We start from the raw sequence: 16,639 nt of genomic DNA, 5'->3' as shown, positions 1-16,639 counted from the left end.
CCCCCGGCAACAAGGGTGAGTGCGCAATCCATTTTCGCGACCGGGCGATCTCCACGGCCTCTTTGAGGATTTCCGCTTCCATCGTTTTCTTGCCCAACATCCGTTGCAGTTCACGGATCTGCTTGAGCGCATCGCTCAGCTCTGAGGCCGGTACCACCGCTTCACCGGCACTGACTGCCGACAAGCTGCCGTCCTGATACAGCTTGCGCCACAGGAACAGCTGATTGGCATTGATGCCGTTGCGCCGAGCGACCACCGACACACTGTGCCCTGGCTCAAGGCTCTCGCGAACCATGGCCAGCTTTTGCTCCGGGCTCCAGCGACGGCGCCGCTCCTGGCCCAAAAGCTTTCCACTCTTATCGTTGCTGTTAGTCATAAACATAACCGTTTGCCTATCCCTTATCGTAAGGGGGAAACGGTGTCCTGTCTTTCATGGGGCTCGTTCACCGGTAAACCGTTTAGCTCCGGCTCCAAAGCCGGATATCGTACTGCCGAAAGTTACCAACAAGGTAGCCACCCAACCTAGGCATCGTTGTCCAAGGTCAGTTCGTCCAGGTTAAGGCCTTACTCATGAACAAGTATTCGTGAACTCTTGCATGACCTACCCATTAAACGAGCTCTTATCTTTCAATGAGATAGATGGATCATGAACAAATGACATCGCCCATAAGTGAAATCATGTCCTATGGCTGACGGCATCTAGCTGTCAGTGTCCAATCCACTACCCCCAGTCGGTTTTTGCACAAAACCCCGTCTAGTGGAAAATCAGCCCCTCGCGTTACCCCTCCAGTCCTTTCGGAAAACCAGGCTTTGAGCTCAACCCAAAGCCACCTGCGCCAGCCCACCAGGAAACACCTCGCGCCTATGCAATCTTGACGCGCCCGAGACAAGCTCAGGTCAACGCGTGCATTCGCAGCTTCTCAAGGGTTTCAACGAGGTCGTCATGGTGAAGAAGTGGCACATTCAGGCTGGTAGCGGCTGTTCGAGCGGCTTTCGTGAAGGACGCGTTAGAGACTACGGCGCCCACATCACAGCGGTAAAAGCCTTTTGCAGAGTAAGCCTCCTGGACGCTACCGTTACCAACAGGCTGGGAGTAATACTTGCACTGGATCGCCGCCTGAAAGGAGCCTTTGATAGCAATGATGTCTGCACCATGATCCCCGGTGGCCGGTGTCATCTTCGCCTGCCAGTCGGCCTCTTCCAGGATCCGCGCCACATGCATCTCATAGTCAGAGCCGGTGCTGTGCTCGTGAAGCTGAGTTTCTGTTGTTTGGTCATCGAGTGACGCGGTGGCCGGGACGATGTCATTCATCAATTCGAGCATGGCTTTAAGCGGAGGATGCACAGTGAGCCCATGCGCCTCCATCGCTGGAATAGCGACTGCCTTGATGAAGTACTTTGCGTGCTTTGGCCAATCGCCGTCTCGCAGGATCTCGTACTCGTCTTTGTAGGCACACTGGATTCGCTTCCTTGAAAGCGTGATCAGGTGCTCTTCGGTAAGCTCCTCAAGGAGCGCCAGCCCCTCTGTGATCTGAGCGTTTTGAAGCATTTCGCCCAGGGTTGAGTGCGCAGTGTCGTACCAGGCTTCATTGAAAGGCGTCCATGGCCAGTGCGGTTTTCTGCGACGCTGGTCTCTCGGGATCGCAGACCAGAGTCGGTTCATGCGCATCGATCTGCGCACCACATTGAAAACATAGGCACTGATGCTGAAAACGTAGTAGCCCACGACGGTACAGAGCGTGATGAAGAGAGCCGGATTCGTGTACTTGTCTGAAACGCCGCAGGCACCGGCGATGATGGTCACGATGGCAAAAAAGATGCCGTGCACAAACGGCGTCCACCATTGAGCATCGGTCTTGCGGTAGAGAGCGATGAGCAAGATGGCTGCAAGAACGTACAGGGCTAAAAGAGTAGGTTCGAAAAGACCTAAATTGATTTGAAGAGAGCCGGTGCTCATCATTCATCCTTGGCATAAAAAAATATGGAATATTGCCAGGATTCTAGCAACTAACTGTTCATGCATCCAGTGTGGTTGAGCACTGGCTTCTCCTCACCCTCCCCCGATTCGATTCCTATGGCGACTCTGGCCCGAGCAGACGGGCTTGCAAGGAAGGCAGCCTCGATGGCTTGCTGGCATAACCGACCGCTGCATGCCTGCGAGAATTGCGACGTGCCATTTATTCAATATCGATCAAACTCAAAACGCCGAATCAAATATATTAATGAGTTCTTCATTCGCTGCGACGACGGCATTCATATTAATTCGCTCGACAGCAACTACCAGCACCATAAACAAGAACGACCACACCGCGAAGTGCGGGACAGGCTCAGCCAAATAAAACGGAGCCTTATCACTTAATGTAGTCAAGCCCAGCAATGAAATTATGCTAACGCAGATGACCAGGAAATCGCTCCTCTCCTTGTACTTCACATTTGCGCCTTTTAGCGCCGCCTTGTATTTTTTGATATCCGTCTTCGATATGACTTTGGCGTGAACATCTTTTTTCAGGGTGCTGGCGCGCGTAGCAATCATTACTTGTTCGGCCATAATCACGTCCGCCAGGTACTTCTTGCTTCGTATTAATCGGCAGCATAGTCCGTAGAAGGTCAGCAGAATTTTCTTCAGATGAGATTTACGCTGCGTCATATAACCACTTCGAAACTTGATGAAATAGTTTGCTGCCGCATTTCCGCCTGTTTGATCACCCACGTGTTCGTCCCTTTTTATATATCAATCTAAAAGCAACATCAGGTCCATGCATCGTGAACACCCGAGTAAGCTCGGGTATCCACGAAGTAACCACTTTGTTTTTTGCTGAGCAACAGATGGCCAATGAATGGATGTACCGACGCACGTCAATCGGCAGTTTTTGCATCCTTCGATTCAACGCGCTCGTCGATCATTGCAAACAACTCATCCACATCGATCTCGGTGAACTCGCCCTCCGCCGCCTGCAGGATCATCTCTGCAAACTCCGGGCTGCAATCCATGCCCTCCTCCTCGTCTACCAAGGCGACAATGCCGCCCTTGATGGCTTGCAACGCCTCCATCAACTGATCATCCAGATCAGTCAACGCCTGGGCAAAAAACACCGCGAACAACGCGTTGGGATGGCCATCGTGGATTAGATCGAAATGCTCCCCGAGTGCCTTGCCTATCTGCAGTATCAGCTTTGCAGTGCTTACTGTGCCGGCGAACCCTGCGCGCAGCAGCAACTCGACAGGCGATACCGCGTACTTGTCTGCCAGTTTAGTGGCGCGCCCGTACAGGTAGACGTTGGTCAGATACACCTGCTCGTACTCATCGCCAGCAACGAACGTCGTCGCCCCGCCGCTAAGCACCTGAAGCCCTTTCTCGCCACCCTTGGCAATCTGCTTGAGCGCTTCCAAGCTAAAACTGACGAGGTCGAATTCGCGCGGTCGAAACGGTGCGCAATATGAGTTGGCAGTATTAGGCTTGCGCCCATTGACCTGAATCTGCCACTGCTTGAAGTCCGAAAGTGCGACGGCATGGCCTGCAGATTGACTGCACGCCAGGTAGTCCTGCAGCACCTTCGGGAAAGTGACGCCACTCGGCACCCAAGTAGTCCGTACACGCTTGCCAGAAGCCTTGGCGGAAACAGTTGCCGGCGACGCTGAGGGCACCAGACAACGCAGGTCGTAGCCGATCATGAACAGGGCCGCCTCAAACTGATGGCATCGCTGCGGCAGCGATCCGCTGAACAAGCCCGGTGTCCGTTCGAGCGTGGCTTGAATGATCCAGCCCAGCTCTACCTGACTGCGTGCCCAGATGTACCCCGGAACAGGCTTGGAGAAAAATTGCGGCGCCTTTTGATAACCCAGCGCGCCGGGATCGCGCAGCTGTGCGCCCCGCGCAGGGCCGGTTGGGAAGCTCAACACTGCAGCCGATTGCGCGCCTTGGCGATACAATGCATAGAGCATGGCGATCGCCGCACCGACCCGGCTGTCGTAGATGGGCGAGCCGGAGGTATCAATCAAGGCATGAATCTTGGTCAGCCCCGCATCAAAGCGCAGGATGCTGTGCTGATCCAGTTGTGACAGCGTTTGTTGTCCATTCAGGTCGAACAACGGCCGGCAACCCTCGAGGTAGGAGACCAGTTTGCCTTGATCGCGCAGCCACCCGAGAAACGGCACCGCTCCGCGTACACCACCCCATTGCAGTACCGCACGACAGGCGTTGTAGGTGCTGGTCTGGCAGCCGGCTGCCAGAGCGGAGGTCAATCGGCTGCGCAACAGTTGCAACGAGGCATTGGTGCTGCACCAGTCGCTGGAGGCCACCCATTGCCCGTCCTGATAATCACGCCAGCCGCTCCCCCAACGGTACTGCGCATGCACCTGCTCGATGCCGACCACCTGTTGGTTCATGCCGCCTTTGACGAATTTGCTCGACGCGAAACGCAGGTGCACATTGAGCTGTGGCAGCGTGATCTGAAGCCACGCGATGAAATCGCGCACATCCGGTTGAATGAGGAAAGTGTTCTGGTCCATAGGTTTGTTGTCACTCCAGGGGAAGGCTTGAATGGCTGTTGGCCAGCAAGGTAGCGGACATCGACGATCCAACCAACAGTGAGCATTCATACAGGTCAACTTTTCGAACAGATGCGCAGCAGTGGCGTCATCGCGATTGCGCTATGTGGCGAGGCTGGACGAACATCGGATTGCGAATACGGATGTGGCTTGTGTGCGAATAGTTGACACACCGACCCTGCCCTGTGCGGATTGACTGGTCGGCTATCCGGACGCAAGCGGCATGATTGCCCACGCAGAGCCTGCGCTTGATCGACTAATAGCCAGTTGCCACTCAGCCATCCCATCGCCATGCTATGCAACCAACGGGATCCAACACATGGAGAGAAAGGTGCCGGACGACGACCTGCTGATTCAGCTTACCGACCAACACCCTGAGTTCTACCGCCTGCGCACGGAGTTGGCCGAGGCGAAAAGCCTCGGCTCGGTGCCTCGGATTGCCGTATGCGGACTCATGAATGCCGGCAAGAGCGCACTGCTCAACGGCCTGACCGGGCATATTGAAACGGAAGTCTTTGAGACCAAGGAGATTCGGGCAACCACGCAATTACAGACGTTGGATCATGAGGGGCGCCTTTATCTGGATACACCAGGGATCGACGCCTGCGATGAGGATGACCGCCTGGCGTGGTTGGGCCTGGCCAATGCCGATGTCATTTTGTTTGTGCACAACTTGCGGACTGCCACGCTCGAACAAATCGAAACGGCCTTCCTGAGCGAACTCAAGCGCCGTCGCCCGGATCTGGAACGTCACTTGGTGGTGGTGCTGACCCATGTCGAAAGCGTGACCCAGCGGGAGGTCTGCGAGCAGGCGATCGGCAATATCCTGCAGTCGCTGTTCGGGACCGTGCCGGCCACCTTCGCAACCTCGTTCAGCACCTTGCGCAACGGTGTGCGCAAGGGCAGCGCCAAGCTACTCGAACTGAGTGGCTTTGACCCACTGCGCGAGCATCTGCAGGCGCATCCGGGGTTGCTTGAACGAGGCATGAGCAAACAGCGCGCCGAGCGCGACGATCACCGCCGCGACGCCCTGGAACATTTCTTCGACCTGCAGATTGCCCAGCGCAGAAAGCGACTGGTCAAGCTCGAGGGCACGCAGACCGCTCATCTCGAAATACTGCAAAGCAGTGTCGAACGACTCTTCGAATCCGTCAGCCATGGCTTGGCTCGCGGCTGACTGATTGATACCACGCAAGGAGATTCAATATGTGGTGGTTACTGATACCCGTGATCGGAACCGTTGTTGCAGCGGTCGTCAATTCCGACAGCAGTGAAAAGGAAGAAGCCGAGCGTCAGGCTCGCGCCAGATCGCGCGAACGCGCCGAGGCGCGGGTACGCAAGCAGGAAAAGGAGCAACTGCAGGCGCAGCGCAACCAACAGCTCACTCAGGACATCGACGCACAGCTGAGCGAGCTGATGGCCTCGCACAAGGCCGACCTCATATTGTCAGGCAAAGGCCTCGCCGGCGTGACGACAGAAAACCTCGTGGCGTTTATCGCCAGCCCGCCTCAAGCCACGGCGCAGGGCCAGCTCAAGGTCTTGCGCCTGCTGGCCCCGAGCGCCCGATTTAGCCCTCAATGGCTAGAGCGCGAGCGCCAGGCCAAAGCCCTGCGCGCTGAAATTCAAGGCCTCAAACGCTTGAAACGACAATTACTGGACAGATCGCTATGACCCCCGCTCCCGCCAACCGCAGCGAACTGCTGCATGTCTTTGCGCAGGTCGCGCAGGGGTTCAACGATGTGCAACGCCAGGTCGAGGAACGCGAAGCGCGCCTCAAGCAGACTCTGGATGCACTGGAGCGGATTCGCACCATTTCGCCCTGGAGCAGCTCCGGCCTGGCTTCTGACCACCCCTTCCTGACCTTTGCCAGGGCCTGCCAAAACAATCTGGATGAACGCTTCGACGCCTGGATCAAGAACGTCAGGAACTATGATCGCAACACGCAGTTTCGCGGTAAATTCGGCGACTCTCTGCTGGTGTTCGTCTTCGGCAAGGTCAAGGCTGGCAAGTCTTCGCTGGGTAACTACCTGGCTTATGGCCGCACCGAACCCGATTCGCAACTGATCGCTCAGGCACAGCCCAAGCCAGAGTTTTTCAGCGAAACCTCTACTCAGTTGTGCGAACAGACCAGCGATGCGCAGATCCGCGCGAATGGCTGCTTCGGCGTCGATGTCGTGGAAGCCACCAGTGCCATCCAAGGGTTCCGCCTGCCAGGGCTGACCTGGGTCGACTCACCGGGGCTGCATTCGGTCAACGCGGGCAACGGCGAGCTGACCAAGGACTACGTCGACGCCGCCGACCTGGTGATCTTCCTCAGCAAATCCGAAAGCCCGGGCCGGCGCTCGGACCTGGAAGAGGCCAGGGCACTGTTGCACAGGGACAAGAACATGATTGTGCTGCTCACCGGCAGCGATGAAAACGATGTGGACGTGGATGATGACGGCGAGGTCGTGGAGACGCTGATCATGAAGAGCGACAGCGCACGCCAACTGCAAGTCGGTTACTTCATGAAGGAGCTGCGCAATTCCGCCCCCGAATGTTTGCTGGATGATCTCAAGGTTCACTCCATCTCCTCCTGCTATGCCGAGCAAGGCCCCACCGAGGAACAGCAAGAGCGCTGGCAAGTCAGCGGACTGGCCGATTTCGCAGGAGAAATCGGCCGCATTGCCGTTGCCGACGGCCTGCAGATCAAGCAGCAAGTGCCGTTGAAGAATCTGCAAGCCTTTTGCCGTCAATTAAGCGAGTCGATCGGTTTACAGCAGACACTCTTGAGCGAGTTGCAGAACGAACTGACAAATGCCCGCAAAGAGCTGAAAAACAACACCGAGCGCGTGCTCTCGCAGTTGCAGCAGCGCCTGCCCATGGAGATCAACAAGCTGGCAGATCAATACGCTCTGAACGACCAGGGATTTTCCGACGCGTGTTGGGCGCTGTTCGACCGCCAATTCGCCGAGTGCGCCGGGGCGTTGTGCGAGGCCATCGGGCAAAAATTCGAAGACTTGGGCCATGCAGCCCAGAGCGTGGCGCCGGCTGGCAAGGCGCTACCGGGGTTTACCGCTCGCAAGCGTAGCGTCAGCTACCAATCGCGGCGCAACGAAGGCATCGGCAAGGCCGGAGGGGCCGGGCTTGGCGGTTGGGGCGGGGCTGAGGCCGGTGCCGCCCTCGGCACGTTACTACTTCCCGGAGCCGGAACCATCGCTGGAGGGTTGATTGGTGCCGCCTTCGGTGGCTGGCTGGGCGCCAAGGCAGGTGGTGCGGCAGGCGGCCATTTTGATGAGACGAGCCAATTCGAGATCGTCGTCGGCGACAACCGTGACGAGGTTTCTCTGTCCACCCGCGAACATTTCATCGACTACGCCAAAGATCGCCTCAACCGGCTATACGCCCAGCTCGATATGCTGTGCTTCGTCGATGTATCGACCTGGCTGTCAAATCTCAGCCAGGCCCTGCAAAAACTGGACGACCTCGCTGCACAACAGATCAACGCCATAAGCAAGGAACTTGATCATGGCCCTGCCTGACTTCACTCGTGTACTCGCCACCTACGACAACGTCACCGAACCACTCGAGCGCTGGTTGCCAGCCGAACGTGTCAGCGAACTGGGCAACCTTCTGCACAGCCGAGCAGCTCGCCTGCGTCCGCAGATCATGGTCTATGGGCTCTACAACGCGGGCAAAAGCACGCTGCTCAACGCTCTGATGGGACGCGCCGAAGCGCCCATGGCCGACCATCCGGAAACCTCGGTGGTGGCTGAGTATCCTTGGCAGGGATACGTGCTCCTGGACACACCGGGTATCGATGCGCCGATCAAGCATGAGCAAGTCGCGACGCAGCAATTGCAGGACAGCGAAGTCGTGCTGTTTGTGGTGGCAGCCGGCGGCACGATCGACGAGGCCGCCACTTGGGATCGCCTGGCGCAGATTGTCGGCTCGGGGCGCCGGGTGATGCTGATCGTCAACAACAAGGCCGGGGTGCAACAAGACAGCCGCGACTACTTCAGCATCAACGACAACTTGCGCCAGTATCTGCAGAACGCTGCCCTCGCCCATGGCATCGGCGATATCCTTGAGCAGGTGCCGATTCACTGGGTCAATGCCAAGGCTGCGCTGCGTGGCCGTGTAGAAAGCAAGGAGCCACTGGTGGAGTTCAGCGGCATCCTCGACCTGGAACAGGCACTGGGCGATTTCCTCGCAAGCACTGACAGTGGCGTGATGTTCCAGACCTGCCGCAAGGACTTGCAAGAAGCCATCGAACTGGCCCTGATGCGCCTGCATCAGGCCGGCGGCGATGATCAGGCGCAAGCGCTGGACAAAGCCCGCCTGCAGATCGACAGCGAACGTGACCGGCTGCAGAGCGTGCTGCGTCATCACCTCGACAGCCGCTGCGTACGCGCCAGGTCGAGCGTCGTAGCGCTGATCAACGATGCGCACCTGCAACCCGCTGGACAGGGCGAGCAGGCCATGGAGGACGGTGCCTCAAAAGTCATCGCAGCGCTGACCGCCGACATGATGACTGCGCTCAAGACTGAGTTGCCGACAACCCAGCGCAAACTTGAAGACATCGGACAGACGTTGGCCGACAGCGCCTTCGGTGCCGCACACGCCTGCGTGAATGGCGTGCCTCGCGAGGGCAACGGCAGTGACGACAGTGCGTTGTCGCCAGCGCTCAAGGATGCCATGCGCAAGATGCCCATGGGTGACCTGAAAACGATGACCGAGCAAGGCGTGAAAAAAGCGCTGGAGTTGGGCAAAGAGCTGTTGCCCACCTTGTTCAAGGGGATCGGCAAGAAGACCATGGAACGTTGGGCCGCAATGGCAGGACGCTGGGCTGGCCCGTTGCTACAGGCAGGAATGGCCATCTACGGTATCTACCAGGCCATCAGCAATGAAAAGGTCGAAAAAGCCACGCTGGAACGCCAGACCAAGGCGGTGGAAGATGCGGCCAGCACCTTTGTCGAAGACTTGCGCCAAGCCTATCTGAACCAGATTGCCCTGGTGATTGAGGAAGTCTTCAAGCCGATCGATGAATGGATGGCGACCCAGCGCGCCCTGCTCGTACAGAGTGGGCGAGAACAGACGCAAGACGAGCAGCTGTTCGAGCAAGCGTTGCTGGCACTGCGTCAAGCGCACTGACGCGACAAGGGGGGAATCGCCTCCCCCTTTTTGACTGCGCGGCCTCGTTGGCAGTCAGTCGATGTACAACCACGGCCGCAACTCTGCCCGGTTCGCCAATACCAACTGTTGCGCCTCAGGTCGCGGATCATGAATGTTCGGGTTTACCTGAAAGCGCTTGACCACATACTTGACCAAAGCCTGGGGCCGGCGGACGACGAGTTGCCCGTCGGTCATGCCGTAGTCCACCTCGATGATCGCCCGCTGCGCAGTCGTCAATCGCTCGTCGGGCTTGAAGATCACGTCGACGAGGGTGTTCCACTCCTCGTCCAGATCGATGCCGTTGTCGGTTTCGTCGTCGCGCAACTCAGGTATGCCGCGTAGTCGACTCAGGACAAAGTCGCGGTACTTGCGATTCTTTTCACAGTACGCCCGCACGTGCCAGCGCATGCCGGTGTACACCAGCGTATGCGGAGCGATGGTGCGGCCTTCGAGCTCCGGGCTGTTGAACGAAACATACTCAATATCCAGCCGGCGTTTCTCACGGCAAGCCTTGAGCAATGGCCGCAGGATCTCCGGCTTCACCGATCGGTCCGGTACGGTCAATACCTCTGTGTGCGCGTAAGCCAGCGCCAGACCTTCGATATGGGGCGCACGCTCGTTGTTCTGGTTCAACAGGTCCAGATAGGCACTGGCACTGTCGTCGATGAATACCGGTTTGAAATGGCGAGTGGGCAGGTAGCCTTTGGCTTGTTTGTCGTAGACCAGGTTCTTTGACGCGTAGTCGTTGATATAGGTATTGATGTCCTTCGACGCCTGCTGGCGGCTGATGCCAAAGCTCTGTGATAAGTGTTTGGTGGTCAAGCGCCCTTCCCACCACACCACCGTCTCGATCAATCGGTAGCGCAAAGCCAAGTCCCAGCGGATGTGTTCCAAGCGTTGTGTGCGTTTCATCTGAATACCTGAATGAAGGAGGAAAGAGTCTCCCCAGCCAATTGACGTGTCGCCAAATGCTACGTGTCCAGCCGGTTTCAAATCAACCGTAGTCTGATGTGTAAAGTAATCAGGCATATCCCTGCCCGACCTCCTGCGCTTCGCGGCTATCCACAGATTGCGCTCGGGGCCCCGTCAATCACCGCTGTCGCCGGAAAAGATGATATCAAATTGCCCAGGAGCGATTCGCAGTCAGCGCCAGAACACCGCTGAAACCCGCACCAATGCTTTACCTGTACAAGTCACCATTATCGACATGTAGTTAAACTATACATATCGTGCGGCTACCGGCATTGAGCCGTTACCGATGGAGGCGAACGATGGAAACTCTTGAAATAACCCTGTTGGGCATCACTGGCATTACGTTGCTGATGGTCGGCTTGCAGCACACTCGTCTCGGGGAAATCTGGCACCTGCTGCGCAGCGACCGTGTCCTGGAGCGCAATGCCCGCATGCACCAGTTGGAAAACAACGAACTGCGCTCGGAGCTGCGGGCCGAACGCGAGCATGTGAGCCAGTTGCAGCGCCAGGTACAACTGCTGATGGACCTGATCCCCGAAGCGTGAGCCGTCAGGCTGTGGGATTCCTCAAGGCGCAGGATATCGACAGCGCGACCGAACAGCAGAGTCTTTGCCAACTCAGTCGCACTCACAGGTCACGAGCAGGAAGTATCAAGAATCCAGCAGTTCCTGCATCAAGGTGGGGTCGTAGTCATCGGTGCGATAGTTGGCCATGTGCAGCAAATCCAGGCCTGCCTTGCGGCAGCGTTGCCAGCCTTCATACAGGTTGTCGAACAACGCAAGTGCCTGGTCGGTATGACGCCTTTTCGCTTCGACTTCGTCGGACCAGGACCGCAGATCATCGAAGAAGTCTTCGTAGTCCGGTTGGTCTTCCATTACTTCGTGCGACTCGGTCACCCAGCCGTAGACATTGCGACATTCCTGGCGGAGTTCATCGGCATAGAAGCGGAAAGACTCATCGTCGCTGTCCTCGAATTCATGGCGCAGGAACCCCGGCACACTGGCCAACGACTTGTAGCGCCGGGCGCCACGGTCCTGTCGAATCAGCGCTTCGAAGTACTCGAACTCGGTGAACGTGTTGCCTTGCGGCAGCCACCCGGCCATCTGGTTGGCCTCATAGGTACTGCTCACCTCGCCTTCGAGTACGTCCAGGTATTTGGCGATGTCGGTACCTGCAAAAATGCTTTTCTGCACCTGCAGTTGGCGCTCAAAGTCATCCACTTTTTTCTGGTAGAGGGCTGCCGACTGGTCAGCGTGCGCCATGGCCCGCGCATACCGCGCGCGTAACAGGGCCAAGCGTTTTTCTTGTTGCGCGGGATCTGCAGTCTCCAAAGGCTGGGCATATTGCGCAAGGCCGGTCACTACACCCAATGACGCATCGCCCGGAACGATCCGCGACTGGCCAAAGTACTTGCGCACGCAATCCTGCACATACGGCGCCCTGGACATCCCCCCGGTCATGAAGATGACAGGGTTGGCCTCGGGGAGATCGTTACGCACCTGTTCAAGCAGTTGCCCAAGGTTGTCGAGAAAACGCTGCGCACTACTGGTCAGCGCAGCCTCTTCAACATGCACCGCCAAACCCTGTTCGATAAAGCCGAGTGAGAGACCAGCAGTGGTGTCATCACTCAATTCGATCTTGAGCTGTTCGACATCCCGATTGAGCCTGACGGTCGCGCCCTTTTTGCTCAGGATCTGCAGTCGTGTCTTGAAGGGTTCGACCACGGGCATGGCGCAATACTTGATGAACTCCTGCTGCCGGCTCAAGTCGGCAACCTTTGCGGCACTGCGGTAGGCATATTGCGGCAGTCCGTGCTCATGTCCGTGGCCGAACAAAGGCATGGCCACGCGCATGCACAGTTCGACATCCACGTCCGTCCCACCGATTCCTTTGCCCCAGACTTTGTGGATGACGGGCTTGGCGACGTTGCCACCGACGGTCGCGTAAGCGACATCGGTTGTACCACCGCCCACATCAATAATCAGCGCCTCGTGGGCGACGGGCTCGCCGACGTGATACGCCAAGGCTGCAGCGCTGGGTTCCTCGAGAAACTCAACCTGAGTAAAGCCGGCATCAATGGCCGCTTGTTCGAGCAGACGCTGCGGGGCCAGGTGATCGGCACTGGCGCCTGTGCCTCGAAACTCGACTGGTCGGCCGAGTACGACCGACCGAACTTCTGTACCCAACTGCTGTTCGGCAGCTTGGCGGATATGCGCCAGGATTTGTGCCACCACACTGGTGACAACGTCCAGATAACGCGGCTCGAGTTTGAAGCCCAGCATGGATTTGGGCGACTGGAATATCCTGCCGAGTTCGTTGTTGTACAACGCTTCGATGGCGTCCTCACCGAAGACGCCGGTGGCCTGCCTGACGTGCAGACCTTCCTGGGCGATGCTTTCGCGTTGCTGCTCGCGCCAGCGCCAGCGGATCGCAGCAAGCTCTGCCTGGCGCATTTGTTCGTTGGAAAAGCGTCGAGGCTTGACCAGCCTCGAGCGTCGCTCCTCCTTCTCCAGCTGCGAATACGGGTCGCCTTCGCGAGCCCTTTTTCGTTCCTCATTGAGCACCGCTGCAAGACGATTCTCATAATCGGACAGCTGTTCTGAATAACGGCTTTTACGTGCCCTGATTGCGTTGTCGATCTCGCGCTCATGCTCGGCAGTGAGGCTGAACTGCGATTCATCGACGTGCCGATCCGGGAAGAACACGGCGGTGCGAAACTGCTGATCCTGGCCAAACGTGATGTATTGAACCTTGCCATTCACGCAAACCGCAGCACTGGAAAAGCTCGTACCGAAATCGACACCAATTTTCACGCTCTACTCCTGTAGTCTGACGCTCGCTCGCGCTGCCCCTGGTATGGACACGCTGGAAAGTCAGGACTTTTCTCACAAAAGAGAGAGTGATGTCAAAACGCCTCGTGCGCTAGCAAAGTCAAATCTTGAAGCCTTTCAATTTGCACCTCGACAATCACCGAAGCACTCTATAAATCTCACTGACCACCTGCATCGTCGCCTCTTCGACTGTCCCTTCATTACGGCACAACACCCAGCCCTGATCCGCAACCGCCTGCTCGAACATCTCGGTACACGCGACGTGATCGGCGCGCTTCTGAATCACCGTGCCGCCCAGCCCGCGCGATCGTGCTGTTGCCCTCGCCCATGAAATATCCGGTGCAGTGACGACCCCGACATGCAGATCCGGCACTCGCACGTCTCGCTCCATGTTCAATTGAAGAATCTCTGCAAACGGCACGGTGTGGCGAAAGGCGGCATCCGACGGATACCAACGATCAATCAGGATGATGCTGTTCGGCGGTTGTTCAGGCAGCACGTGTCGGGAGATCCAGCTCCGGCTATCGGCAAAACGCTGACACACAGCCCACTCGAGTTCCGCGGAAGGATTTCTGGCGAGTTGGTTAACGAGGGCCATGGTTTCAGCCCTGAAGGGATCGCTTTTTCTCTCGCAGAGCCGAATGACTTTCTGCTTGTCCGCTCTCAGTGCTGCGGTAACGGCCTCCAACAGTGTGGTTTTGCCGGTGCCTTTGGGGCCATCCAGAGAAATAAACAGCGAGGGATTCATTCTGCACACAATGATCAAGACTATGGCGAGCACTCTAACCGCATTTGCGCAATTGCATCAGCTCATCCCTGCCCTTTGCCTACACTTGCGTCCCAATGATGCTCACCCGAGCTTTTCAATGCCGCTTGACCGAAGCCGCCATTCAATCCGGCCAACTTGTCATTTGTCATGGCTTGAGGCAGGGTCGAACCCACTGACATCTCTGCCAAAGGAGTTACGCCATGTCAAAGCTCTATCCCAGTATCGATCCCGAGGGGTTGGTCGAGTACTCCGTGGTCTACACTGATCGCTCGCTGAACCACATGTCGCAGTCCTTTCAAGTGGTGATGAAGAACATCTCCAAGACCCTGAAGCAGGTCTACAACGCCGAGGCGGTTGCGGTGGTGCCGGGCAGCGGCACCTTCGGCATGGAGGCGGTGGCGCGCCAGTTCGCGACCGGCCAGCAATGCCTGGTGATACGCAACGGCTGGTTCAGTTATCGCTGGAGCCAGATCCTCGAGATGGGCAACATCCCGGCGGCCACCACGGTGCTGAAAGCCCGGCCGGTGGAAAGCGGTCATCAGGCCGCGTACGCCCCGCCGCCGCTGGGCGAAGTGCTGGCAGCGATCGCGACGCAAAAGCCGAAAATCGTCTTCGCCCCTCACGTTGAAACTTCATCCGGGATCATCCTGCCCGACGACTACCTGCGGGCCGTCGGCGACGCCGTGCATGCGGTGGGTGGTCTGTTCGTGCTGGACTGCATCGCCTCGGGCACGCTTTGGGTTGATATGCACAAATGCGCTGTCGACCTGCTGATCAGCGCTCCGCAAAAAGGCTGGAGCGCATCGCCTTGCTGCGCGCTGGTGATGTTCAGTGCTTTAGCGCTGGAGCGTATCGAGCACACGCAAAGCAGCAGCTTTGCCTGTGACCTGAAAAAGTGGCTGCAGATCATGCAGGCTTACGAACAGGGCGGACACGCCTACCATGCGACGATGCCGAGCGATTCCCTTGCACGCTTCAACGAGGTGATGAAAGAGACGCAAGCCTACGGTTTCGACAAGATTCGCGACGAGCAACAGGCGCTGGGTGATCGGGTGCGCGCGATGTTGACCGGCAAAGGCTTCAAAAGCGTCGCCGCGGCAGGCTTTCAGGCGCCGGGCGTCGTGGTGAGCTACACCGACGATGCTGATATTAAAAACGGCAAGAAATTTGCCAGTCATGGCCTGCAGATCGCCGCCGGCGTGCCGCTGCAATGCGACGAACCGGCCGACTTCCAGACCTTCCGTATCGGGCTGTTCGGGCTGGAAAAACTGCACAATATCGAGCGCACTGTGAGTACGCTTGAGCAGGCGCTGGATGAGGTGATGGTTGACTGATCTCATGCAGATCGCTCAGCGTCGCGGACACATTGTGTAAAGCGATCAGCGAACCTTTCCCACGGAAACGCCGTCCGAGCTAAGGCATCAATGCTTCCCGCTCGCCACGAGGTTTCCGTTTGAAAGCTGCCATCGTCAAAAAATACCGTTTGATCATCAAGACCCTGGGTTATGTCGGCTGGGCCTTGTTCTGGCTGTTGCTCTGGGACATTGCGGTCACCGTGGACTTCATGCTGTTCCTCAACGCCAAGCTGAACTTGCCGCTGATGCCCCTGACTTTGTTGGGTTCGGCATTGATCGTGCTGATCAGTTTCCGTAACAGCAGCGCGTACAACCGCTGGTGGGAAGCGCGGACGCTGTGGGGTTCGATGATCAACAACTCGCGCAGCTTCGCCCGGCAGGTGCTGACGTTACTGGATGACCCCGGCAGCGAGGTGAATCCGGTCAAGTCGACCCTGCTGCGCCGTCACGTCGCCTATGTCAATTGCCTCGCCGCGCATCTGCAAGGCCAACCGTGTCCCGAAGAAGTCCGGGCGTTTATTCCCGCTGAGGAATTCGCCCGCAGTGGCACCACCAATAACTTTGCCAACGACATCCTCACCGGCTCGGCCGCGCTGCTTGCCCGGGAATACAACGCCGGGCGTCTGGACAGCATTCGTCTGGCGCGGCTGGAATCGACACTGGTGGATTTGTCCAACAGCCAGGGCGGTATGGAGCGCATTGCCAATACGCCGCTGCCCTACCCTTATGTGTATTTCCCGCGTCTGTTTATTTCGCTGTTCTGCCTGATCGTACCGGTGGGGCTGGTGGAGTCTCTTGGCTGGTTCACGCCGTTGGCCTCGACCGTGGTCGGTTTCATGCTGCTGGCCATCGAGCGCATCGGCACCGATCTGCAAAGCCCGTTTCGCCACAGCGAGCATCAGATTCAGATGGAGGCGTTGTGCGAAACCATCGAGAAAAACCTGCAGTCGATGCAGCGTGATTCGTTGGGGGACGTGCGCAGGATTGAAGAAAACGCGTGAGGGTGTCGG

At 57.6% G+C, this 16,639-nt stretch carries 13 protein-coding genes and 1 pseudogene; 7 read left to right on the top strand and 7 right to left on the bottom strand.

Features of this window, described 5'->3' with window-relative positions; genetic code table 11:
• The 4 genes and pseudogenes from EJA70_RS12540 to EJA70_RS12525 form a co-directional block, all read right to left on the bottom strand.
• A pseudogene (locus EJA70_RS12540) lies at positions 1-376 on the bottom strand (transposase); the annotation flags it as partial.
• A gap of 516 nt (positions 377-892) precedes the next feature.
• Positions 893-1,957 (bottom strand): restriction endonuclease, encoded by a 1,065-nt coding sequence (locus tag EJA70_RS12535; RefSeq protein ID WP_158831037.1) that lies wholly within the window; start codon positions 1,955-1,957, stop codon positions 893-895.
• A gap of 240 nt (positions 1,958-2,197) precedes the next feature.
• Complete coding sequence (locus tag EJA70_RS12530; protein WP_158831035.1) at positions 2,198-2,710, bottom strand: hypothetical protein; 513 nt, start codon at positions 2,708-2,710, stop codon at positions 2,198-2,200.
• A 146-nt stretch (positions 2,711-2,856) separates the two neighbouring features.
• Positions 2,857-4,509: a hypothetical protein gene (locus tag EJA70_RS12525; RefSeq protein ID WP_158831033.1), complete on the bottom strand. Its 1,653-nt coding sequence runs from the start codon at positions 4,507-4,509 to the stop codon at positions 2,857-2,859.
• Between the two features lie 358 nt (positions 4,510-4,867).
• Between EJA70_RS12525 and EJA70_RS12520 the strand changes: the two genes are divergently transcribed.
• From EJA70_RS12520 to EJA70_RS12505, 4 genes are read left to right on the top strand one after another with little or no spacing between them, the layout of a single operon-like run.
• The gene (locus EJA70_RS12520) at positions 4,868-5,725 is read left to right on the top strand and encodes a GTPase (protein ID WP_158831031.1); all 858 of its coding nucleotides are present in this window, start codon (positions 4,868-4,870) and stop codon (positions 5,723-5,725) included.
• Between the two features lie 29 nt (positions 5,726-5,754).
• Positions 5,755-6,219 (top strand): hypothetical protein, encoded by a 465-nt coding sequence (locus EJA70_RS12515; RefSeq protein WP_158831029.1) that lies wholly within the window; start codon positions 5,755-5,757, stop codon positions 6,217-6,219.
• Positions 6,216-8,069 (top strand): dynamin family protein, encoded by a 1,854-nt coding sequence (locus tag EJA70_RS12510; RefSeq protein WP_158831027.1) that lies wholly within the window; start codon positions 6,216-6,218, stop codon positions 8,067-8,069. Before EJA70_RS12515 ends, EJA70_RS12510 begins: the two co-directional genes overlap by 4 nt.
• Complete coding sequence (locus EJA70_RS12505) at positions 8,056-9,681, top strand: GTPase (RefSeq protein WP_158831025.1); 1,626 nt, start codon at positions 8,056-8,058, stop codon at positions 9,679-9,681. The genes EJA70_RS12510 and EJA70_RS12505 overlap by 14 nt, the downstream gene beginning before the upstream one ends.
• 54 nt (positions 9,682-9,735) lie before the next feature.
• On the opposite strand, the gene EJA70_RS12500 is transcribed toward EJA70_RS12505, so the two are convergent.
• A complete protein-coding gene (locus EJA70_RS12500) occupies positions 9,736-10,614 on the bottom strand; it encodes a WYL domain-containing protein (protein WP_158831023.1) in 879 nt (292 codons plus the stop codon).
• Positions 10,615-10,973: 359 nt separating this feature from the next.
• On the opposite strand from EJA70_RS12500, the gene EJA70_RS12495 reads away from it, so the two are divergent.
• The gene (locus tag EJA70_RS12495; RefSeq protein ID WP_158831021.1) at positions 10,974-11,219 is read left to right on the top strand and encodes a hypothetical protein; all 246 of its coding nucleotides are present in this window, start codon (positions 10,974-10,976) and stop codon (positions 11,217-11,219) included.
• Between the two features lie 105 nt (positions 11,220-11,324).
• Here EJA70_RS12495 and EJA70_RS12490 read toward each other — a convergent pair whose 3' ends face one another.
• Together EJA70_RS12490 and EJA70_RS12485 are read right to left on the bottom strand one after the other, a co-directional pair.
• Positions 11,325-13,487, bottom strand: coding sequence for an Hsp70 family protein (locus tag EJA70_RS12490; protein ID WP_158831019.1), 2,163 nt, complete (start codon positions 13,485-13,487; stop codon positions 11,325-11,327).
• A 154-nt stretch (positions 13,488-13,641) separates the two neighbouring features.
• Positions 13,642-14,253, bottom strand: a complete 612-nt coding sequence (locus EJA70_RS12485) for a dTMP kinase (RefSeq protein ID WP_158831017.1) — start codon at positions 14,251-14,253, stop codon at positions 13,642-13,644.
• Positions 14,254-14,474: 221 nt separating this feature from the next.
• On the opposite strand from EJA70_RS12485, the gene EJA70_RS12480 reads away from it, so the two are divergent.
• Both EJA70_RS12480 and EJA70_RS12475 read left to right on the top strand, forming a co-directional pair.
• Positions 14,475-15,608, top strand: coding sequence for an aminotransferase class V-fold PLP-dependent enzyme (locus tag EJA70_RS12480; RefSeq protein ID WP_158831015.1), 1,134 nt, complete (start codon positions 14,475-14,477; stop codon positions 15,606-15,608).
• Between the two features lie 119 nt (positions 15,609-15,727).
• Positions 15,728-16,630 (top strand): bestrophin family protein, encoded by a 903-nt coding sequence (locus EJA70_RS12475; protein ID WP_158831013.1) that lies wholly within the window; start codon positions 15,728-15,730, stop codon positions 16,628-16,630.
• Positions 16,631-16,639: the final 9 nt, after the last annotated feature.

This window comes from Pseudomonas sp. PB103, from assembly GCF_009764635.1.
GTDB lineage: Bacteria > Pseudomonadota > Gammaproteobacteria > Pseudomonadales > Pseudomonadaceae > Aquipseudomonas.
The sequence above is the reverse complement of the archived record's forward strand: the minus strand, read 5'-3'. Positions and strand labels throughout refer to the sequence as shown.

What these genes read in the sequence shown, in the direction of transcription:
- EJA70_RS12535 (WP_158831037.1), bottom strand. Translation starts at nt 1,957, where the DNA reads ATGAGCACCGGCTCTCTTCAAATCAATTTAGGTCTTTTCGAACCTACT.
- EJA70_RS12525 (WP_158831033.1), bottom strand. Translation starts at nt 4,509, where the DNA reads ATGGACCAGAACACTTTCCTCATTCAACCGGATGTGCGCGATTTCATC.
- EJA70_RS12520 (WP_158831031.1), top strand. Translation starts at nt 4,868, where the DNA reads ATGGAGAGAAAGGTGCCGGACGACGACCTGCTGATTCAGCTTACCGAC.
- EJA70_RS12515 (WP_158831029.1), top strand. Translation starts at nt 5,755, where the DNA reads ATGTGGTGGTTACTGATACCCGTGATCGGAACCGTTGTTGCAGCGGTC.
- EJA70_RS12510 (WP_158831027.1), top strand. Translation starts at nt 6,216, where the DNA reads ATGACCCCCGCTCCCGCCAACCGCAGCGAACTGCTGCATGTCTTTGCG.
- EJA70_RS12505 (WP_158831025.1), top strand. Translation starts at nt 8,056, where the DNA reads ATGGCCCTGCCTGACTTCACTCGTGTACTCGCCACCTACGACAACGTC.
- EJA70_RS12500 (WP_158831023.1), bottom strand. Translation starts at nt 10,614, where the DNA reads ATGAAACGCACACAACGCTTGGAACACATCCGCTGGGACTTGGCTTTG.
- EJA70_RS12495 (WP_158831021.1), top strand. Translation starts at nt 10,974, where the DNA reads ATGGAAACTCTTGAAATAACCCTGTTGGGCATCACTGGCATTACGTTG.
- EJA70_RS12485 (WP_158831017.1), bottom strand. Translation starts at nt 14,253, where the DNA reads ATGAATCCCTCGCTGTTTATTTCTCTGGATGGCCCCAAAGGCACCGGC.
- EJA70_RS12480 (WP_158831015.1), top strand. Translation starts at nt 14,475, where the DNA reads ATGTCAAAGCTCTATCCCAGTATCGATCCCGAGGGGTTGGTCGAGTAC.